Below are 18,741 nucleotides of genomic sequence, written 5' to 3' on the forward strand. Positions count from 1 at the left end.
GCCTTACGTAAGCCGGATGCTGCGTTGCCGCAAGAGAGGCAACGCCGCCAGTTATCTTTCTTTCACGTAGGGCTCGCCGCCGGCACGCGGCGGAATGGCCTTGCCGACGAAGCCCGCGAGGATGATCACGGTCAGGATATAGGGCAGGGCGTCCAGCAGCTGCACCTGCACCTTCACGCCGACGGCGGTTTCGATCAGGTCGGGTCGCAGCGCCAGCGCCTGCAGGAAGCCGAACAGCAGCGTCGACATCAGGGCGTACCAGGGACGCCACTTGGCAAAGATCAGCGCGGCAAGGGCGATATAGCCCCGGCCTGCCGACATGTCCTTGACGAAGCCCGCCTGCAGCGCGGTCGCCAGGTAGGCCCCCGCGATGCCGCACAGCAGCCCGCAGATCCCCACGGCTGCAAAACGCAGCCCCACCACCGACACGCCGGCCGTGTCCACGGCGGCGGGGTTTTCGCCGACCGCACGCAGGCGCAGGCCAAACCGGGTCCGGTACAGGATCCACCAGGTCGCGGGCACGGCGAATAGCGCCATGTACACAAGGATCGAATGGCCCGAGATCAGCTCGGAATAGACCTGCATCAGCGGTCCGGCTTCCTTGATGTCGCGGATCCGGGTCAGGGCGCCGGGCCAGACGATGCCTTCGAACCGCGCGGCGCCGGACAGCGACGGGGTGCGCCCGCCCTGGCTGAACCAGTGCTGTGCAATCAGCACGGTCATGCCGGCGGCCAGGAAGTTGATCGCCACCCCGGAAATCAGCTGATTGCCCCGGAAGGTGATCGAGGCCACGCCATGCAGCGCCGACAGCACCATCGACGCGCCGATCCCGGCCAGCAGGCCGACCCAGACCGACCCGGTCATGAAGGCCACGGCGGCCGAGAAGAAGGCGGCGGCCAGCATCTTGCCTTCAAGCCCGATGTCGAAGATGCCTGCGCGTTCGGAAAAGAGGCCCGCAAGACAGGCCAGCAGCAGCGGTGTGGCCAGGCGGATGGTCGAGTCGAGGACCTGGACGAGTGTCAGGAAATCCATGGTTCAGCTCCGGCTCGTTGCCAGTTTGAAGGCGAAGAAGGTGAAGAACAGGCCAAGCGTCGCTTCGACGCCGCGCCGTGCCGATTGATAGGTCCGCCGCACCGGGGCCGAGGACAGCGCGATGGCATAGCCCATGTGCCCGGTCAGCGAGATCGCGAAGGCGCCGACCAGGAAGGCCGCCTTGATCGTCAGCGGTGCGCCCGTGGTCGCCCCGATCGACGCGATGGCCAGCCAGAAGACGATCGCCTTGGGGTTGGTGATCTGCAGCAGATAGCCGGTCGCGAAGGCGCGCGCGGGCGACAGCGGCGGCATTTCGGCGGCGGCGACGCGCGGCGGGTTCAGCGCCTTGCGAAAGGCGCCATAGGCCAGCCACAGCAGGTAGGCCGATCCGACCAGCCGCAGCAGGGTGATCGCCCAGGCGGCCTTCTGCAGCAACAGCCCGACGCCCAGCATGGTCAGCAGCGCAATCGTCGCCGCCCCCGTGGCCACCCCGACCGAGGCGATGACGGCGGTGCCGCGCCCGCGCGACAGGCCCAGGCCCAGCAGCATGGCAACGGCGGGACCGGGCGACAGGACGGCGACCAGCAGGATCGAATAGGCGGCCAGGAAGCCGGGCAGGTATTCGGCCATGGCTCAGCCCTCCTTCCGGCGCATCGCGAGGAACAGCCGTTCCAGGGGCATCCGCACCATGTTGTCGAGCGCTCCGGTGAACAGGATCACCAGCGCCTGGATCACCACGATCAGCTCACGCGGGATCGAGGTCCAGAGCGCCAGCTCGGCGCCGCCCTGGTAGAGGAAGCCGAACAGGATCGCCGCCAGCAGCACGCCGAAGGGATGGTTGCGCCCCATCAGCGCCACCGCGATCCCGATAAAACCCGCGCCTTCGGTCATGTTGAGGATCAGCCGCTCGGCCTCGCCCTGCGTGGTGTTCACGGCCATCATGCCGGCCAGCCCGCCGGAAATCAGCATGGCGATGATGATGATCTTGGTGCCGGAAATGCCCGCGTAATTGGCGCCGGTCTGCGACCAGCCGTAGGCGCGGATCTCGTACCCCAGGCGGGTGCGCCAGATCAGCAGCCAGACCAGCACGCAGGCCAGCAGCGCCAGGAAGAAGGTGACATTGGCCGGCGCGCCCCGGAAGAGCGGCATCGCGGCGGTCGAGAACATGTCCTGGAAGGTCGGCAGGTGCGTCGGTTCGGCAAACTGCGCGGTGGCCGGGTCCATCGCACCGACGGGGCGCAGGATGTTGACCAGCAGGTAGTTCAGCAGGGCCGCGGCGATAAAGTTGAACATGATCGTGGTGATCACGATGTGGCTGCCGCGTTTCGCCTGCAGATAGGCCGGGATCAACGCCCAGGCCGCGCCGAAGGTTGCCGCGCCGATGGACGAGCCGAGGATCGCGAGGCTCCAGTGCGGCCATGGCACGTAGAGGCAGGCCAGCGCCACGCCCAGGCCGCCCAGCATCGCCTGGCCTTCCCCGCCGATGTTGAACATCCGCGCATGGAAGGCGACCGAAACGGCCAGCCCGGTAAAGATGAAGTTCGTCGCGTAATACAGCGTATAGCCCCAGCCCGACGACCGCATCAGCGCCCCGTCGACCATCAGCTTGAAGGCGTCGATCGGGTTTTCCCCGATGCCAAGGATGACCAGCGCCGACAGCAGCGCCGCCAGCAGCAGCGAGATCAGCGGGATCAGGACCACATCGGCCCATGCGGGCATCTTATCCATGCTTCGGCGCCTCTCCATGTTCGACGGCGGTGAGGTTTTCTTCGACCGCGATGTGGTCGGGCTTGTCCGGCTCGCCTGCGATCCCGGCCATCAGCAGGCCCAGTTCGCGTTCGTCGGCGGCGGCGGGGTCGCGTTCGCCCATGATCTGGCCGTCGAACATCACCGCGATGCGATCCGACAGCGACCGGATCTCGTCCAGCTCGACCGAGACCAGCAGGATCGCCTTGCCCTCGTCGCGCAGGCGGATGATCTCCTGGTGGATGAACTCGATCGCGCCGATGTCGACGCCGCGCGTCGGCTGGCCGATCAGCAGCAGGTCGGGGTTCTTCTCGATCTCGCGGGCCAGCACGATCTTCTGCTGGTTCCCGCCCGAGAAGTTCTTGGCCTTGAGCGTGGCGATCGGCGGGCGGACGTCGAAGCGTTCCATCTTCGCCTCGGCCTCCTTGATGATCGCCGCATTGTTCATCAGCGGGCCGGTGCCCCATTCGGGATCGCGGTGATAGCCGAAGATCATGTTTTCCCAGGCCGTGTAGTCGAGGATCAGCCCCTCGTCATGCCGGTCCTCGGGGACGTGTCCGATGCCGCGCGCACGGCGCGACTGGCCGTCGGAATACTTGCCGGTCAGGTCGATCTCCTGCCCGTTCATCGTGATGGTGCCGGTGCCGGATCGCATGCCGCCCAGCACCTCCATCAGTTCCGACTGGCCGTTGCCCGCGACACCCGCGATGCCATAGATCTCGCCCGCGCGGATATCGAAGGAAATGCCCTTCACCCGCTCGACGCCTGCGCTGTCGGTGACCTTCAGATCGCGCACCGACAGCACCACGTCACCCGGGGTGGCAGGCTTCTTGTCGACGCGCAGCAGCACCTTGCGGCCGACCATCAGCTCGGCCAGCTGTTCGGGGTCGGTCTCGGCGGTCTTGACGGTCGCGGTCATCTCGCCCCGCCGCATCACCGACACGGTGTCGGTGTATTCCATGATCTCGCGCAGCTTGTGGGTGATCAGGATGATCGTCTTGCCCTCTTTCCTCAGGTTGTCGAGGATGCGGAACAGGTGGTCGGCCTCGGCCGGTGTCAGCACGCCTGTGGGTTCGTCGAGGATCAGGATATCCGCCTGGCGATACAGCGCCTTGAGGATCTCGACCCGCTGCTGGTGCCCGACCGACAGGTCTTCGACCAGCGCGTCCGGATCCACGTTCAATTCGTATTCTTCCGCAAGCTGTTTCAGCGACTTGCGCGCCTTCGAGATCGACGGGGTCAGCAGCGCGCCATCCTCGGCGCCCAGGATGACGTTTTCGATCACGGTGAAATTCTCGACCAGCTTGAAGTGCTGGAAGACCATGCCGATGCCGGCGGCGATGGCGGCCTGGCTGTCGGGGATCTCGGTCTTGGTGCCATTGACGAAGATCTCGCCCTTGTCGGCCTTGTAGAAGCCGTAGAGGATCGACATCAGCGTCGACTTGCCCGCGCCATTTTCGCCGATGATGCCGTGGATCGTGCCCGGCATCACGCGGATGGAAATGTCCTTGTTGGCCTGCACGGGGCCAAAGGCCTTGGAAATGCCTTTGAGTTCGATGGCGGGGGCGGTGTCAGTCATAATGTGTCCCCCGAACGGGTATCGGTAAGGGCAGCGCCCGAGCCTGGGTGGGCGCTTGCAAGATAGTCATAGAGAGATCCAGTGTCGCAATCATGCCGTTCGTCAGGTGCGGGCCGGTGAAGATGCGCCCTCCCGGGGGGAGGGTCCCCTTTCGAGCGATTGCTCTGCAATCCTCTTTCGGGGCTGCGGGGCGCTGCCCGGCGTGCCGCAGGGCGAAGTTGCTCGAACAGAGCACCATGGCCGAACCTGAATTGAACATGCTCCGAAAGAGCTGGAAAAAGGAAGGGGGCCGCACGAATGCGCGGCCCCCGGATCATTCACCGGATCAGAAGTCCAGCGCGGGGCAGGTGTTGTCTGCCATGTAGTCGTGAACCATCAGCTCGCCGCTGGCGATCTTGGCTTTCGCGTCGTCGACGGCGGTCTTCATCTCTTCGGACACCAGCTCGGCGTTGTTGTCATCCAGCGCATAGTCGACGCCGCCGTTGGCGATGCCCATGACGTTGATGCCGGTTTCCAGCTCGGTGCCGGCGGTCATCGCGTCATAGACGGCGTTGTCGACGCGCTTGAGCATGGAGGTCAGGACCTGGCCCGGGTGCAGGTAGTTCTGGTTGCTGTCCACGCCGACCGACAGGATGCCTTCGTCGGCCGCGGTCTGCAGGACACCCACACCGGTGCCGCCAGCGGCCGCATAGACGACGTCCGCGCCCTGGCTGATCTGCGCCTTGGTCAGTTCCGACCCCTTCACCGGGTCGTTCCAGGCCGCGGGGGTGGTGCCGGTCATGTTGGCCACGACCTTGGCGTCGGCGTTCACGGCCTTCACACCCTGGGCATAGCCGCAGGCGAACTTGCGGATCAGCGGGATGTCCATGCCGCCGATGAAGCCGACGGTGCCGGATTCAGACGCCATCGCGGCCATCATGCCGACCAGGTAAGACCCTTCGTGTTCGTTGAAGACGACAGACCGGACGTTCGGCGCGTCAACGACCATGTCGATGATCGCGAACTTGGTGTCGGGGTAATCGGGGGCCACTTCGGACAGCACGTTGCCGAAGGCGAAGCCGGTCATGACGATCGGGTTGGCGCCCGCGTCGGCAAAGCGGCGCAGCGCCTGCTCGCGCTGGGCTTCGGACTGCAGCTCGATCTCGCGGAACTCGCCGCCGGTTTCCTCGGCCCAACGGGTCGCACCACCGAAGGCGGCTTCGTTGAAGGATTTGTCGAACTTGCCACCCAGATCGAAGATCAGGGCAGGTTCGGCCATGGCGGCGCCGGCGGTCAGCGCGACAGCGGCAGCGGCGCCAAGGAATTTGGTCATGAGGGTCATAGGTAGTCTCCCAGTTGGCAGCGGGTGGTTGGCCCCACCCCGCTTACGGCAGATCGTGGTTGATCAGATGGGATTAAGGCCGTGGCCCGGGCAAGGGTCAAGGGTGAATCCGGCCCACTGCCCGGGCAGATGCTGAATCTTGCGCCACGTCAGGCGAGTGATTTGCCAAGGATTTGGGCATCGACGCGGCGGCCGTCGGGCGCGTGGTAATACTTTGGCCGGGTACCGGAAATCTGCCAGCCGTTTCCAAGGTATAGGGCGCGCGCGGCGGCATTGTCCGCCGCAACCTCAAGGAAGGCGGTGGTGGCGCCGCGGGTGCGGGCGGTGTCTTCGAAGGCGTCCAGGCAGCGGCGGCCCAGCCCCTGGCGGCGGACGTCGGGATCGGTGGCGATGGTCAGCAGCTCGGCCTCGTCGGCGATCACGCGGCCCATGGCAAAGGCCTGCGGCAGCTCGACCACGAAGACGAGGGGCGAGGCCAGGAGATCCGTGATTTCCGCCGCCGACCAGGGACGGGGCATGATGAAGGCGCGGGCGTGCAGGGCCGCCAGTTCCGAAGGCGTCACGGAACGATCACGGGCGGCGTGTCGCGGGCCGGGGCGGCGTCGGCGGGGCGCAGGTAGAGCGGTGCGGGGGCGGGTCCGGGCGTCTTCCGGGCGGCGATCCGGGCGATGGCCTCGGCCAGCGGATGGCGCGGCGCGGTGGCCTGGCCCGCAAGGCGGTCGGCACAGTCGTCTGCGGGCGCGCCGACCCATGTGGCGCCCCGTGGCAGGCCCTCGTCCTCCAGCGTCTCCAGCGCGATCAGGCGTGGGTCGTCCCCGCCGGTCTGCACGTAGATCCGGTCGCGCGGGGCGGCGACCGTGGCGATCGTGCCCCCGGGCAGGTCCAGCGCCAGCGCCTCGAAACTCGTCACGCCCAGCACGGGCACCTTCAGCGACAGCCCCAGCCCGCGCGCCGCGCTGACCGCGATGCGGATGCCGGTGAAGTTGCCGGGGCCTGTGCCCACGCCGATGCGCGACAGGTCGGCCCAGGTGGCGCCGCCCTCGGTCAGCACCTCTTCCAGCAGGGGAAACAGCCGTTCCGCCTGGCCGCGCGTCATCTCTTCGGTGCGGGCGGCGATCACCCGGTCGCCCGACAGCAAAGCGGCCGCGCAATGCGCGGCCGATGTGTCGAACCCGAGGGTGAGCGGCTCAGACCGCAACGGGGCGGACCTCGGTCACCTCGGGGATGTAATGGCGCAGCAGGTTCTCGATCCCCATTTTCAGCGTCAGGGTCGAGGACGGGCAGCCCGCGCAGGCGCCCTGCATGTGCAGGTAGACGACGCCGCGTTCGAAGCCATGGAAGGTGATGTCGCCCCCATCCTGCGCCACGGCGGGACGGACGCGGGTGTCGAGCAGTTCCTTGATCTGGCCGACGATCTCTCCGTCTTCGCCATGGTGTTCGGCGTGGCCCGACGACGGCTGGTCGCCTTCGTCCATCACCGGCTGGCCGGACTGGAAATGTTCCATGATCGCGCCCAGCAGGGCGGGCTTGATATGGTCCCACTCAACCGCGTCGGCCTTGGTCACGGTGACGAAGTCGGTGCCGAAGAACACGCCGGTCACGCCGTCGACGGCAAAGAGGCGCGTCGCCAGCGGGGATTTCCCGGCGGTGTCGGCGGTGGGAAAATCGGCGGTGCCGGCCTGCAGCACGGTGTTGCCGGGCAGGAACTTCAGCGTGGCCGGATTCGGCGTGGATTCGGTCTGAATGAACATCTGCAGTCCCCTTTTTGGCTGACGTCCCCTATATGCGCCTGCCGTGGTCGGACGTCAAGATTTGGAACGATTCTAAATTACGGGGCGGTGGCGGTCACAGTTCCGACAGCGCGATGACCAGCGCCGACAGGTCCCCGGTGAACTGGTGGCCCTGACGCTCGACCGGGTACAGCCGCGCCTGCGGCAGCAGCGCCTTCCACGCCGTCAGGTGATCGACCGGGACCACGTCGTCGTCACGCGCATGGAACAGCCGGATGGGAAGGCGGGCCAGCGCCTCGGGCGCATAGGCGGGCAGGGCGAACCCGGGGACGTCCCAGCCCGGCTGGCCCCACAGCGGACAGGCCAGCCCGACAAAGGCGCGCGGGGTGACGGCGGGGCCAAGCTCGGCCAGGGTTTTCAGGATATGCGACCCGCCAAGCGAATGACCGATCAGGATCGCGCTTTCCATCTGCCGCAGCAGCGGCGCCAGCGTCGCGGTCCAGGTGTCGGGGTCGGGCGGGCCGAGGTCGGGGGCAGTGATCTGATACCCGGGGCCCAGCAGACGGCGCAGGGCGGGCAGGGGCGGGTCGTCGGGCGTGGCCCCCGCGCCGTGGGCGAAAAGGATCCGCGTCACGACCCGGGTCGGGCCACAGGTCGATCCACGGCGGCGCTCACGTGATGGCTTCCAGCTTTTCCTTCGACAGGTCGCCCGGCACGATCGTGACCGGCACCGGCAACGACCCCGAGGCGCGGGCCAATTGGCTGACCAGCGGACCGGGGCCGGATTTCTCGGTCCCCGCGCCCAGGACAAGCACGCCGATGTCGGCGTCTTCGCGGATCTGGGCCAGGATCTCTGGCACCGGCTCGCCCTCGCGGATCACCAGTTCGGGGTCGATCCCCTGCCGGTCGCGCATCCACTTGGCGAAGACCTCGAAATGCACGACGATCCGCTCGCGGGCCTCTTCGCGCATGATGTCGGCCACGCCGATCCAGTGCTGGAATTCCTCGGGCGGGATCACCGACAGGATCGTGACCCCTCCGCCCGTGTGGGCGGCGCGCATGGCGGCAAAGCGCATGGCGTTCAGACATTCACGGCTGTCATCCAGGATGACGAGGAACTTGCGCATGGTCGGCCTCCGGTTCCGGGGGAATATGGCGGAAGGGCCGGGGCGCGTCCACGGGTAACTGTCGGCTGTGCACGGCGGCGTGCCAGGCAGGGCCAAACGCGGCGCGGGTGCCGTTCAGGCCGGGGCGCCCCGCGGGGCTGCGGGCCGCGACAGGGCAAAGGCGATCTGGATGACCCCCGCCGTCAGGCCCATGCCCACGCCCAGCTGCCAGGCCAGCGTGTAATTGCCGTTCAGATCGAAGATCCAGCCGCCGCCAAGCGCGCCGGTAAAGCTGCCGAACTGGTGCGACATGAAGGCCAGCCCCTGCAGCATCGCCTGCCAGCGCAGGCCGAACATGTCGACGACTGATCCGGCGACCAGCGGCCCGACGCCCAGCCACAGGAACCCCATGACCGAGGCAAAGATCATCGTGGTCGCCGGGGTCGGCAGTTCGGTGAAATACCAGGCCAGCACCAGCGACCGGCAGACATAAATCAGTCCCAGCAGCACCTGCTTGTTCACCCGGCCCCCGGCCCAGCCGAAGAACAGCGATCCGGCGATGTTGAAGCCCCCGATCAGCGCCAGCGCGGTGGCCGCCAGCATCGGGTCCAGTCCGCAGAGCGCGATATAGGCGGGAAGGTGGGTGGTCAGGAAGACCAGCTGCATGCCGCAGACGAAATAGGCCAGCGCCATGACCACGAAGTTCGGATTGCGGATCGCGGCGTGCAGGGCGGCGCGGGCCGTGGCGGCCTCGGTCGCGCTGGCGGGGGGCGGCGGCACCGGGCGGCGGTCGATCCGGCCCGCGATCCAGGCGGCGGGCAGCATCAGGCAGGCCAGCGCCGCGAACGAGATCATGCCGGCGTGCCAGTCGATGGAGGTGTTCAGCCATTGCCCGACAGGCGCGGCATAAAGCGCGCCCGCCGAACCGGCGGCCGAGATGATGCCAAGATACAGGCTGCGCTTGGCCGCAGGCACCGCGCGCGAGGTCACGGCCATGGTGATCGCCGTGCCCGCACAGCCCATGGCCGGTCCGATGAGCAGCCCGGCGGTCATCATGACGTGCAGCGCCGAGGTCGCCATCGACAGGCCGATCAGCCCCGACGCATACAGCACAGCACCGATCAGCATGACCGCCCGGAACCCGATGCGCGGCACCAGCGCGCCCGCGAAGGGCTGGAACACGCCCCAGGCCAGGTTCTGCACCGCGATGGCGACGGTGAACTGCGCCACCTCGATCCCCAGGTCTTCCGTGATCGGTTGCATGAAGATGCCCAGGCTCTGCCGCAGGCCCATGGCCAGCGACAGCAGCAGCCCGGCGCCGATCACGATCAGCAGGGTGTCGTCTTTGGTGCGCAGGGACAGGGTGGCTCTCCGGGGGGCAGGGGTGGGACAGGACGCGGCTCGGTCCAGGATCCGCGCCGGCACCCTCGCGCTATTCTACCGATCGGTCAATTGGCGATGCTGCAGGTGCGCGATTGCACGGCAGTTGACGCCCCGCATCCCGGCCGCTATCGCCCGTTCCGTGCACGGAGGGCCGGATGGCTGCGGGTTTCGATCCGAGGAAAGTCCGGACTCCACAAGGCAACGGTGCCGGGTAACGCCCGGCGGGGGCAACCCCAGGGACAGCGCCACAGAGAACAGACCGCCCCGGCCTGTTCGGAGGGTAACCTCCGGCGACACGGGGTAAGGGTGAAACGGTGCGGTAAGAGCGCACCGGGGGACGGGCAACCGGACCCGCATGGCAAGCCCCACCGGGAGCAATGCCGAATAGGGACTTCGCGCGGGGCAGGTCCGGGTTCGCCCGGATACCGCCGCAGGGCCGCCTTGGCCCGGAAGTCCGGGTTGGCAGCTAGAGGCGTCGGGGCAATCCGGCGTCTAGATGAATGGTCATCGAACCGCCTTCGGGCGGGGAACAGAATCCGGCTTACAGGCCCTCCGTGCACATATCCGCCCCGCAAAGGCGTCGTTTCACCCGCGATCGGTGGGAACCCGCTGCTTTTCTGCGCTGCGGCAGGCGGGAAGCCGCGTCACAGGCCAAACCCCGTCCGGAACGTCCCCCGGGACCCCGCCGTTGTTACCCCACAGCGACAGGAGCTGGCCCCCGGCGAAGGTTGGATCGGGATGATCGGTTGGCTTCTCCATATGGACACACAGAGGAGATGATCCATGAAACGCATGCTTCAGACCGTTAGCCGTGGCGCCCTTATCACCATGCTCGCCGCAACCCCCGTGCTGGCCTATGCCCAGACGGACGATTCGGCCGCCACTGTCGACACCGAGATCAAGCAGAACGCCGACCAGGGTGCTGCCGTCGAATCGACCACCGAAGGCTCGGCCGATGTGGCTGCCGACGAAGGTGCCACCGACGACACGATGGCCCCGGCCGAAGATGTTGCCACGGACGAAGCCGCGCCGGTCGAGGAAGAGACCGACATGGCCACGGACGAGGCCGCCCCGGCCGAGGACGACACCGATCTGGCGACGGATGAAACCCAGCCTGCCCAGGACGGCATGACCGCAGCACCTGCGACGGACGTTGCGACCGATGACGGCGCAATGGTCGAGGAAAGCGAACAGATGGCCGCCGAAGAACCCGCCAAGCCGGTGGAAGGCCAGATCACCATGCAGGACGCCGACACGGTGCTTGCCGAAGATCTGCTGGGCGCGACCGTCTATAATGGCTCTGACGAAAATGTCGGTGACATCAACGACCTGATCATCGGTCTGGACGGATCCGTCAAAGGCGTCGTGATCGGCGTGGGCGGCTTCCTTGGCCTTGGTGAAAAAGACGTCGCCGTGGAAATGGCCGCGCTTGACGTGATCGACAACGAAGGGACGCCGCGTCTGGTGACCTCGGCATCGAAGTCCGACCTTGAAGCCGCGCCGACCTTCGTGACCGCTGCCGATCAGGCCGCTGCCCAGCAGCAGACCGAGATGCAGTCAAGCGGTGACACCATGGGTGGCACGATGGGCGGCACCGCCCAGCCGACCGAATGATACCTCGTCCCTGAGGGGTCTCCTTGACGGGAGAAGGGGGAGGGCAGCGCAAGCTGCCCTCCTTTTTGCGCACCATGTGGCGCCAGATCCGCCGATCGGCGGTTGACATGGCCGAGATTCGCCGTAAAAGGCGGGCTTCATGAGATTTCGCGGGCATAGCTGTGCCCGGTGCAGGAGATGAGAAAATGGCGAAGCCGACGACCATCAAGATCCGTCTGAACTCGACCGCGGGCACGGGCCATTTCTACGTGACCAAGAAGAACGCGCGTACCATGACCGAAAAGATGACCGTACGAAAGTACGATCCCGTGGTGCGGAAGCATGTCGAATACAAGGAAGGCAAGATCAAGTAAGATCGCCAAACCCTTGAAAGACATGAAAGGCCGCGCCGCAGAGCGCGGCCTTTTCAGTTTCGGGCCGCCCTCTGCCTCCCCTGATTTCCGGATGCTTAGGATTGCCAGATGCCCGAACTCAATTCGTCCCATTGTCCATTGGCCCCACCAGACGGTGCGGGCGCCCTTGCCGATATCCTGATCCGGCCCGCCATGCCCGCCGACACCGAAGGTGTCACGCGGATGCTGGCCCGGTCCTACCGCGCGCTGCTGGCGCCCGACTACGATCCCGCGCTGTTGCGCGAGGCGTTGCCGCTGATTTCCAACGCGCGTCCCTCGCTTCTGTCCTGCGGCACCTATTTCGTGGCCGAACGGGATGACCGCATCCTTGCGGCGGGCGGCTGGACCGACCTGTCTCCGCACGGGGCGCCGGGCCGGGCCGGGGTCGGTCACGTCCGCCACGTCGCCTGCGACCCGGCCTGCGTGCGGACCGGGGTCGGATCGCTGCTGATGTCGCGGGTGCTGTGTTCCGCCCGTGCCGCCGGGGTGGTGGACCTGCGCTGCCAGGCGACGCTGACGGCGGTCGGCTTCTACGAGGCGCACGGCTTCGACGCGCTGGGCGAGATCGCGGTCCGCCTGCCAACGGGCGTGCTGTTCCCGGCCGTGCAGATGCGGCGGGCCGAGGGGTAGCGGCCCGCACCACGGGCCGATCCGGAAGGGCGGATCGCTCCGGCACGACATGGTTTGACTGTCGCCCCGGTCAGCCGCCCGTGCCGACCTCCCCGACACCACCCGCGCAAAAGGAAAGGGCCGGTCAATCGACCGGCCCTTCGGATGTCTGTGCTGCGTCAGCTTATTCGCGGTTGCCCAGCAGCTGCAGCAGGAACATGAACATGTTGATGAAGTCGAGGTAGAGGTTCAGAGCGCCCATGATGGCCGCCTTGCCCAGCCACTCGGTGTCACCGGAATGTGCGTGCTGCAGGTAGGTGTTCTTGATGTTCTGCGTGTCATAGGCGGTCAGGCCCGCGAAGATCAGGACGCCGAGGATCGAAATGGCCAGAGCCAGACCGGGCATCGGCCAGAACAGGTTAACAAGCGAAGCCGCGATCAGACCGAAGACGCCCATGATGAGGAAGGACCCCCACGCGGAGATATCTTTCTTGGTCGTATAGCCCCAGATCGACAGACCGGCGAAGGCGATCGCGGTGATCAGGAAGACCTGAATGATCGAATACCCGGTGAACACCAGGAAGATCGAGCTGATCGACACACCCATCACCGCCGCGAATGCGTAGAACACGGTCTGCGCGGTGGCGGCGGACATCCGGTTGATCATGGCGCTGAAGGCAAACACGAAGACGAGCGGTGCGAACATGACGACCCACTTCAGCGGCGAGGCGTAAAGCGCAACGCCAAGCGACGTCAGGTATTTGTCGGCGCCGATCTGGTAAGCCGTCGGGACATCCGTGACCGCGAGCCCGGCCAGAGCCCAAGCTGCAGCGAAAGTGATCAGCATACCCACGGACATGGTGCCGTAGACTTTGTTCATGTGGGCGCGCAGACCCGCATCAATGGCTGCAGAGCGTGTGCCTGCCGCAGCGCGCATAGTGTTGAATTCAGCCATTTAAGCCTCCGAAAAAGAAAGAACCCGAACCCTTGTGGGGGTGTTCGGGTTCAATATCGGGAAGCTTGGATACATTTTCAAGATCCGGCGGCGGTCGCCGGTGTCGAAAATCACTTCAGCCAGCTGGTCGGCACATCCCAGACCGGGCGTGCGGCTTCGCGGCGGGCCTCGGAGGCCGTGACGCCGATGTCCTCGAGGGCGCGGGCGTCAAGATCGGCAAGCGCCTGGCGGGACCGGGACAGCGCCAGCAGCGAGAAGGTCGCGCCGATCAGGGAAAAGGACCGGGACAGCGATATGGAGGAGGAGCGGGACATCGTGGACATTGGGGGAGCCTTTCGTTTCGGTGATGCTTCAGTCCGTCTGCATGATTTCTGTTGATGTATATGGTTGAGTGTGATCATTATTGGAAATGAATGTTTCTGACGGTTATCATCACGGGAATTGATGGATGAGAAATCTGGACATGACGGCCCTGCGCAGCTTCGTAGCGGTGGCGGATCACGGCGGTGTGACACGTGCGGCGGGTGTGCTGAACTTCACCCAGTCGGCGGTGTCGATGCAGTTGAAGCGGCTTGAGGAAATGATCGGCATCGACCTGCTGGACCGGTCGGCGCGCAAGATCGCACTGACGCCTTCGGGCGAACAGCTGCTGGGCTATGCGCGGCGGATCATCGACATGAATGACGAAGCCATGTCCCGCCTGACCTCCGAGGTTTTCGAGGGCCAGGTCACCATCGGCGTGCCGCATGACATCGTCTACCCGGTGATTCCCCGGGTGCTGCAACGCTTCAACGCCGAATTCCCCCGGATGAAGGTGCAGCTGATCTCGGCCTACACCTCGAAGCTGAAGGACGATTTCGCGCGGGGGCAGGCCGATGTGGTGCTGACCACCGAAGCCAAGCCCGACGCCGAAGCCGAGGTGCTGGACGAACGCCCCATGGCCTGGGTCGGCGCCCCCGGCGGTACCGCCTGGCGGCAGCGGCCGTTGCGCTATGCCTCGGCCAAGACCTGCATCTTCCGCGCCGATGCGATCCGGGCGCTGGAACAGGCGGGGATCGACTGGGAAAGCGCGGTCGAGACCGAACAGGACCGGACGGTCGAGGCGACGATTTCCGCCGACCTGGGTGTCTGCGCGATGATCGAGGGCACCGAACCGCCACAGCTGGCGCGCATCGACCACAACGGCGAACTGCCCGCGCTCGGGATCCAGAAGATCTGCATGTATGCCCAGACGCGCGGGTCGGCGCAGGTGCTCGACCGGCTGACCAGCCTGCTGCGGGCAGGCTACACGGGCGGCGAATCGCTGGAACGGCCGATGCTGCGCGAAGTGGTCCGCGCTACAGCGTGATCACCACCTTGCCGGTCGAGGCGCGGGATTTCAAAAGCTCCAGCCCCTCGGCCGCGCGGTCGAAGGACAGGGTGTGGCTGATGTGCGGCGTGATCCGCCCTTCGGCCGCCCAGGCGAACAGCGTGGCCAGGCTGCGCGTGACCACCTCGGGGCGGAACTTCAGGTAGCCGCCCCAGTAGAACCCCAGCACGTCGATGTTCTTGACCAGCAGGTGATTGGCCGGGATCTGCGGCACGTCGCCCGAGGCATGGCCGATCGCCAGGATACGTCCCTCGGGTTTCATCGCGCGGAACGCGGCGCGGAAGGGCTCTCCTCCGACCGCGTCATAGACCACGTCCGCCCCGCCAAGCGCCTTGATCTTTTCCCGCAGCTCGGGGTCCTCGGCGTCGATCAGGTGATCGGCCCCGGCGGTCCGCGCCACCTCAAGCTTCTCGGCCCCGCGCGCCACGGCGATCACCGTCGCGCCCATCAGGTGGCCCAGTTCGACCGCCGTCAGCCCGACGCCCCCGGCCGCGCCCAGCACCACCAGCGTCTCGCCCGGCTGCATCCGCGCCTTGTGCTCCAGCGCGACGTGACTGGTGCCATAGGCGATCTGCAGCGCGGCGGCGGTCTCAAAGCTGACCGCATCGGGCAGGACCACGGCGCGGTCCACCGGATAGCACCCCAGCTCGGCCAAACCGCCGCTGCCGCCAAAGACCGCGACCCGCGTGCCGGGGGCAGGGCCGTCGGTGTCGGGGCCAAGCGCCTCGACCACGCCTGCGGCCTCCATGCCAAGCGTGAAGGGGGCCTTGGGCGTGTCCTGGTACTTGCCCCGGATCATCAGCAGATCGGCAAAATTCAACCCGCAGGCGCGATTGCGCATCAGCAGCTGACCGGAAATCGGCTTGCAATCAGGAAGTGTGGAGTGTTCGGGGGCGGCCCCCTCTGTCGGGACGATGAACGCGCGCATTTCTGGCCTTCGTGAATGATTCGGATCGTTGGTACGCTGGCGACCGAAAACTGGGCAAGTCGTCGGCCGGACGACAATCCTTTTGGATAGGGGCGATTGTTTGATGATCGGAAAGTTAAGTAACCTTTACCCTTACGTCAAAGTGAAGGGGGTTAAGGCAATTTACTTGCGCAAATGACTGAAAATGGTACGCTTCCCCAACCCAACGAGGGTTGTGGGAAAGAATTTTGCAACCCTTGGCTGATTTAGTGTGTGCTGGGACTGCTTGGTATTTCCCGGATTTGATTGAGTAAGGAGCAGCGTCATGACGCACCCTGTTGATGTTCATGTAGGCAAACGGATTAGGCATCGCAGGTGGCTGGTCGGGATGACCCAGCAGCAGCTGGCCGAAAGTGTCGGGATCAAATTCCAGCAAATTCAGAAATATGAAACAGGCGCCAACCGCGTCTCCGCTTCCCGTCTTTGGGATATTGCGGACGCTCTCGAGGTGCCGGTGAGCTTCTTCTTCGAAGGTATCGACGAAGACGACGCCAAGCCCGTCACGATGGTGCCGGCGGATATCATGGGCGACAAGGAAGCGCTGGACCTGGTCCGGTCCTACTACGCCATTCCCGAGGCGCAACGTCGCCGCCTGTTCGAACTTGCCCGGGTCTTGAGCGACGTGGCCTGACGACGGTCGGCTCAAGTCTTCGGGGGCGCCTTGGGCGCCCTTTTCTTTTGCCCGCTTCCCTTCCCGCCACCCGTTTGATTTATGCAGCTCTACGCAGGGGACGAACGGGGCAGGGGGTCCGATGAACACCGACGACATCATCACCACGGCGCATGAGATGGCCGATGCCGCAAGGGCGGCGATCCTGCCGCATTTCCGCACCACCGCGCTGACGGCCGACAACAAGCTGGCCGATGGCTTCGATCCCGTCACCGTGGCGGACCGTGATGCCGAAACCGCCATGCGCGCGGTTCTGGCCCGCCGCCGCCCCGACGATGCCATCCTGGGCGAGGAACACGGCACCAAGCCCGGCACCAGCGGGCTGACCTGGGTGCTGGACCCGATCGACGGCACGCGCGGTTTCATCACCGGCACGCCGACCTGGGGCGTACTGATCGCGCTGTCGGATGACACCGGCCCGATCTACGGGCTGATCGACCAGCCCTATATCGGTGAACGGTTCGAGGGCGGCTTTGGCCGCGCGGGCCTTGCGGGGCCCCATGGCGACCACCCGCTGGCGGTCAGCGGCTGCACGACACTGGCCGAAGCGCGTCTGTTCACCACCTTCCCCGAGGTCGGCACGCCGCAGGACCGCGCCGGGTTCGAAACGATCGCGGCCCGGGCCAAGCTCACCCGCTACGGCATGGATTGCTACGGCTACGCGCTGGTCGCCCTCGGACAGGCCGACCTGGTGATCGAGGCGGGTTTGAACGCCTATGACATCCAGGCGCCGATCGCGGTGATCCAGGCGGCGGGCGGCATCGTCACCGACTGGTCCGGCAATCCGGCCCACCCTGGCGGGCGCGCCGTTGCGGCTGCCACCGAAACCCTGCACGCTGAGGTTCTGGAGCTTCTGAAACCCTTCACCTGAGGTGCCCATGGCCGAAATCCTGATCCGGGGTGCCGACACCCTTCTGACGATGGACGACGACCGCCGCGAACTGACCGGCGCCGACATCCGCATCACCGACGGCGTGATTGCCGAAATCGGCCAGGGGCTGGAGACGACGGGCGAGGTCATCCACGCCACCGGCTGCGTCGTCACGCCGGGGTTGGTGAACACGCACCACCACCTGTACCAGACGCTGACCCGCGCGGTGCCGGGCGGGCAGGATGCGCTGCTGTTCGGCTGGCTCAAGACGCTTTACCCGATCTGGTCGCGCTTTGGCCCCGATGAAATGCGCGTGTCGGCGCTTGCGGGGCTGGCCGAACTGGCGCTCTCGGGCTGCACGCTGACCTCGGATCACCTGTACCTGTATCCAAACGGTGCGCGGCTGGACGATACGATCCACGCCGCGCGCGACATCGGGATGCGGTTCCACCCGACGCGCGGCGCGATGAGCATCGGGGAAAGCGCGGGCGGCCTGCCCCCCGACAGCCTGGTCGAAGGCGAATCCGCGATCCTCGACGATTGCATCCGGGTGATCGACGCCTTCCACGACCCCTCCGTCGGGTCCATGACTCGCGTGGGCGTCGCGCCCTGTTCGCCGTTCTCGGTCTCGCAGGGGCTGATGCGCGATGCCGCCCTGCTGGCCCGCGACAAGGGCGTCATGCTGCACACCCATCTGGCCGAGAACGACGAAGACATCGCCTATTCGCTGGCGCAGTTCGGCTGCCGCCCCGGCCAGTATGCCGAAGACCTGGGGTGGACCGGCCCGGACGTCTGGCATGCCCACTGCGTGAAACTCGACGGGGCCGAGATCGACCTCTTCGCCCGCACCCGCACCGGCGTCGCACATTGCCCCTGTTCGAACTGTCGCCTCGGCTCCGGCATTGCGCCCGTCCGCGCCATGCGCGACGCGGGCGTGCCGGTCGGGCTGGGCGTCGACGGATCGGCGTCGAACGACGCCGCCAACCTGATCGGCGAGGCACGGCAGGCGATGTTGCTGCAACGCGTGTCGCGCGGCGCCGATGCCATGTCCGCCCGCGAGGCGTTGGAGATCGCGACCCGTGGCGGCGCCGACGTACTGGGCCGCCCCGACTGCGGCCGGATCGAGGTCGGCGCGCGGGGCGACGTGGCGATCTGGGACGTCTCGGGCGTGGACAGCGCCGGATCCTGGGATCCTGCCGCGCTGCTACTTGCGGGTCCGACCCGGGTGCGCGATCTGCTGGTCGAAGGCCGTCAGGTGGTGCGCGACGGTCAGGTCATGACCATCGACCTGCCCCGGGTGATCGAGGATGCGAACCGGATGGCCCGGGCGCTGGCCGGGTAGCGGCGGGCTCCTGAAAGGGGGCGCCGACGGGAGGGGCGTTCGGACGACGGGGTCT

At 66.4% G+C, this 18,741-nt stretch carries 21 protein-coding genes and 1 other RNA gene; 8 read left to right on the forward strand and 14 right to left on the reverse strand.

Going from position 1 to position 18,741, the window contains the following annotated elements; all coding sequences use genetic code 11:
* Positions 1-51: 51 nt before the first annotated feature.
* The 11 genes from E4S58_RS11565 to E4S58_RS11615 all read right to left on the reverse strand — a co-directional run bounded on the left by E4S58_RS11565 (position 52) and on the right by E4S58_RS11615 (position 9,939).
* Entirely contained in the window at positions 52-1,032 is a 981-nt protein-coding gene (locus E4S58_RS11565; protein ID WP_136636548.1) for an ABC transporter permease, read from the reverse strand.
* Positions 1,033-1,035: 3 nt separating this feature from the next.
* Entirely contained in the window at positions 1,036-1,662 is a 627-nt protein-coding gene (locus E4S58_RS11570) for a LysE family translocator (protein ID WP_136636549.1), read from the reverse strand.
* A gap of 3 nt (positions 1,663-1,665) precedes the next feature.
* Positions 1,666-2,760 (reverse strand): ABC transporter permease, encoded by a 1,095-nt coding sequence (locus E4S58_RS11575; protein WP_136636550.1) that lies wholly within the window; start codon positions 2,758-2,760, stop codon positions 1,666-1,668.
* A complete protein-coding gene (locus E4S58_RS11580) occupies positions 2,753-4,357 on the reverse strand; it encodes an ABC transporter ATP-binding protein (protein ID WP_136636551.1) in 1,605 nt (534 codons plus the stop codon). The genes E4S58_RS11575 and E4S58_RS11580 overlap by 8 nt, the downstream gene beginning before the upstream one ends.
* Positions 4,358-4,682: 325 nt before the next feature.
* Entirely contained in the window at positions 4,683-5,678 is a 996-nt protein-coding gene (locus tag E4S58_RS11585) for a BMP family lipoprotein (protein WP_136636552.1), read from the reverse strand.
* Between the two features lie 149 nt (positions 5,679-5,827).
* Complete coding sequence (locus E4S58_RS11590; RefSeq protein WP_136636553.1) at positions 5,828-6,241, reverse strand: GNAT family N-acetyltransferase; 414 nt, start codon at positions 6,239-6,241, stop codon at positions 5,828-5,830.
* The gene (gene tsaB / locus E4S58_RS11595; protein ID WP_136636554.1) at positions 6,238-6,876 is read right to left on the reverse strand and encodes a tRNA (adenosine(37)-N6)-threonylcarbamoyltransferase complex dimerization subunit type 1 TsaB; all 639 of its coding nucleotides are present in this window, start codon (positions 6,874-6,876) and stop codon (positions 6,238-6,240) included. Before tsaB ends, E4S58_RS11590 begins: the two co-directional genes overlap by 4 nt.
* Positions 6,866-7,429 carry a NifU family protein gene (locus E4S58_RS11600; protein ID WP_136636555.1) on the reverse strand — a complete coding sequence of 188 codons (564 nt, stop codon included), beginning with the start codon at positions 7,427-7,429 and terminating at the stop codon, positions 6,866-6,868. The genes tsaB and E4S58_RS11600 overlap by 11 nt, the downstream gene beginning before the upstream one ends.
* 94 nt (positions 7,430-7,523) lie before the next feature.
* Positions 7,524-8,042, reverse strand: coding sequence for an alpha/beta fold hydrolase (locus E4S58_RS11605; RefSeq protein ID WP_136636556.1), 519 nt, complete (start codon positions 8,040-8,042; stop codon positions 7,524-7,526).
* 37 nt (positions 8,043-8,079) lie between these two features.
* On the reverse strand, positions 8,080-8,535 hold the full coding sequence (locus E4S58_RS11610) for a universal stress protein (RefSeq protein ID WP_136636557.1): 456 nt from the start codon (positions 8,533-8,535) through the stop codon (positions 8,080-8,082).
* Positions 8,536-8,649: 114 nt separating this feature from the next.
* Complete coding sequence (locus E4S58_RS11615) at positions 8,650-9,939, reverse strand: MFS transporter (RefSeq protein WP_205965383.1); 1,290 nt, start codon at positions 9,937-9,939, stop codon at positions 8,650-8,652.
* Positions 9,940-10,040: 101 nt separating this feature from the next.
* On the opposite strand from E4S58_RS11615, the gene rnpB reads away from it, so the two are divergent.
* From rnpB to E4S58_RS11635, 4 genes are all read left to right on the forward strand, one after another.
* Positions 10,041-10,457, forward strand: an RNA gene (gene rnpB / locus E4S58_RS11620) — RNase P RNA component class A.
* Between the two features lie 223 nt (positions 10,458-10,680).
* Entirely contained in the window at positions 10,681-11,511 is an 831-nt protein-coding gene (locus tag E4S58_RS11625) for a PRC-barrel domain-containing protein (RefSeq protein ID WP_136636558.1), read from the forward strand.
* 185 nt (positions 11,512-11,696) lie between these two features.
* On the forward strand, positions 11,697-11,864 hold the full coding sequence (rpmG, locus tag E4S58_RS11630; protein WP_007799108.1) for a 50S ribosomal protein L33: 168 nt from the start codon (positions 11,697-11,699) through the stop codon (positions 11,862-11,864).
* A 108-nt stretch (positions 11,865-11,972) separates the two neighbouring features.
* Positions 11,973-12,533 carry a GNAT family N-acetyltransferase gene (locus E4S58_RS11635; RefSeq protein WP_136636559.1) on the forward strand — a complete coding sequence of 187 codons (561 nt, stop codon included), beginning with the start codon at positions 11,973-11,975 and terminating at the stop codon, positions 12,531-12,533.
* A gap of 163 nt (positions 12,534-12,696) precedes the next feature.
* Here E4S58_RS11635 and E4S58_RS11640 read toward each other — a convergent pair whose 3' ends face one another.
* Complete coding sequence (locus E4S58_RS11640) at positions 12,697-13,467, reverse strand: Bax inhibitor-1/YccA family protein (RefSeq protein ID WP_136636560.1); 771 nt, start codon at positions 13,465-13,467, stop codon at positions 12,697-12,699.
* 110 nt (positions 13,468-13,577) lie between these two features.
* Entirely contained in the window at positions 13,578-13,790 is a 213-nt protein-coding gene (locus tag E4S58_RS11645) for a DUF1127 domain-containing protein (protein WP_136636561.1), read from the reverse strand.
* Between the two features lie 125 nt (positions 13,791-13,915).
* On the opposite strand from E4S58_RS11645, the gene E4S58_RS11650 reads away from it, so the two are divergent.
* Complete coding sequence (locus E4S58_RS11650) at positions 13,916-14,815, forward strand: LysR family transcriptional regulator (protein WP_136636562.1); 900 nt, start codon at positions 13,916-13,918, stop codon at positions 14,813-14,815.
* Here the strand turns inward: E4S58_RS11650 and E4S58_RS11655 are convergent.
* The gene (locus tag E4S58_RS11655) at positions 14,805-15,764 is read right to left on the reverse strand and encodes an NADPH:quinone oxidoreductase family protein (RefSeq protein WP_136636563.1); all 960 of its coding nucleotides are present in this window, start codon (positions 15,762-15,764) and stop codon (positions 14,805-14,807) included. The two genes, E4S58_RS11650 and E4S58_RS11655, sit on opposite strands and share 11 nt — an antisense overlap.
* Positions 15,765-16,068: 304 nt before the next feature.
* Between E4S58_RS11655 and E4S58_RS11660 the strand changes: the two genes are divergently transcribed.
* From E4S58_RS11660 to E4S58_RS11670, 3 genes are all read left to right on the forward strand, one after another.
* A complete protein-coding gene (locus tag E4S58_RS11660; protein ID WP_136636564.1) occupies positions 16,069-16,434 on the forward strand; it encodes a helix-turn-helix domain-containing protein in 366 nt (121 codons plus the stop codon).
* Positions 16,435-16,555: 121 nt separating this feature from the next.
* On the forward strand, positions 16,556-17,344 hold the full coding sequence (gene hisN, locus E4S58_RS11665) for a histidinol-phosphatase (protein ID WP_136636565.1): 789 nt from the start codon (positions 16,556-16,558) through the stop codon (positions 17,342-17,344).
* A gap of 7 nt (positions 17,345-17,351) precedes the next feature.
* Positions 17,352-18,686, forward strand: a complete 1,335-nt coding sequence (locus E4S58_RS11670; RefSeq protein ID WP_136636566.1) for an 8-oxoguanine deaminase — start codon at positions 17,352-17,354, stop codon at positions 18,684-18,686.
* Positions 18,687-18,741: the final 55 nt, after the last annotated feature.

The organism is Pseudooceanicola onchidii (assembly GCF_004959925.1).
In the GTDB taxonomy this organism is placed as follows: domain Bacteria; phylum Pseudomonadota; class Alphaproteobacteria; order Rhodobacterales; family Rhodobacteraceae; genus Pseudooceanicola; species Pseudooceanicola onchidii.

Bases quoted from the DNA above. Each gene is read 5' to 3' on its own strand.
- rpmG (WP_007799108.1), top strand. From the start codon at position 11,697: ATGGCGAAGCCGACGACCATCAAGATCCGTCTGAACTCGACCGCGGGC.
- E4S58_RS11635 (WP_136636559.1), top strand. From the start codon at position 11,973: ATGCCCGAACTCAATTCGTCCCATTGTCCATTGGCCCCACCAGACGGT.
- E4S58_RS11565 (WP_136636548.1), bottom strand. From the start codon at position 1,032: ATGGATTTCCTGACACTCGTCCAGGTCCTCGACTCGACCATCCGCCTG.
- E4S58_RS11575 (WP_136636550.1), bottom strand. From the start codon at position 2,760: ATGGATAAGATGCCCGCATGGGCCGATGTGGTCCTGATCCCGCTGATC.
- E4S58_RS11650 (WP_136636562.1), top strand. From the start codon at position 13,916: ATGAGAAATCTGGACATGACGGCCCTGCGCAGCTTCGTAGCGGTGGCG.
- E4S58_RS11600 (WP_136636555.1), bottom strand. From the start codon at position 7,429: ATGTTCATTCAGACCGAATCCACGCCGAATCCGGCCACGCTGAAGTTC.
- hisN (WP_136636565.1), top strand. From the start codon at position 16,556: ATGAACACCGACGACATCATCACCACGGCGCATGAGATGGCCGATGCC.
- E4S58_RS11645 (WP_136636561.1), bottom strand. From the start codon at position 13,790: ATGTCCACGATGTCCCGCTCCTCCTCCATATCGCTGTCCCGGTCCTTT.
- E4S58_RS11670 (WP_136636566.1), top strand. From the start codon at position 17,352: ATGGCCGAAATCCTGATCCGGGGTGCCGACACCCTTCTGACGATGGAC.
- E4S58_RS11640 (WP_136636560.1), bottom strand. From the start codon at position 13,467: ATGGCTGAATTCAACACTATGCGCGCTGCGGCAGGCACACGCTCTGCA.
- E4S58_RS11580 (WP_136636551.1), bottom strand. From the start codon at position 4,357: ATGACTGACACCGCCCCCGCCATCGAACTCAAAGGCATTTCCAAGGCC.
- E4S58_RS11660 (WP_136636564.1), top strand. From the start codon at position 16,069: ATGACGCACCCTGTTGATGTTCATGTAGGCAAACGGATTAGGCATCGC.
- E4S58_RS11625 (WP_136636558.1), top strand. From the start codon at position 10,681: ATGAAACGCATGCTTCAGACCGTTAGCCGTGGCGCCCTTATCACCATG.
- E4S58_RS11570 (WP_136636549.1), bottom strand. From the start codon at position 1,662: ATGGCCGAATACCTGCCCGGCTTCCTGGCCGCCTATTCGATCCTGCTG.
- E4S58_RS11610 (WP_136636557.1), bottom strand. From the start codon at position 8,535: ATGCGCAAGTTCCTCGTCATCCTGGATGACAGCCGTGAATGTCTGAAC.
- E4S58_RS11585 (WP_136636552.1), bottom strand. From the start codon at position 5,678: ATGACCCTCATGACCAAATTCCTTGGCGCCGCTGCCGCTGTCGCGCTG.
- E4S58_RS11655 (WP_136636563.1), bottom strand. From the start codon at position 15,764: ATGCGCGCGTTCATCGTCCCGACAGAGGGGGCCGCCCCCGAACACTCC.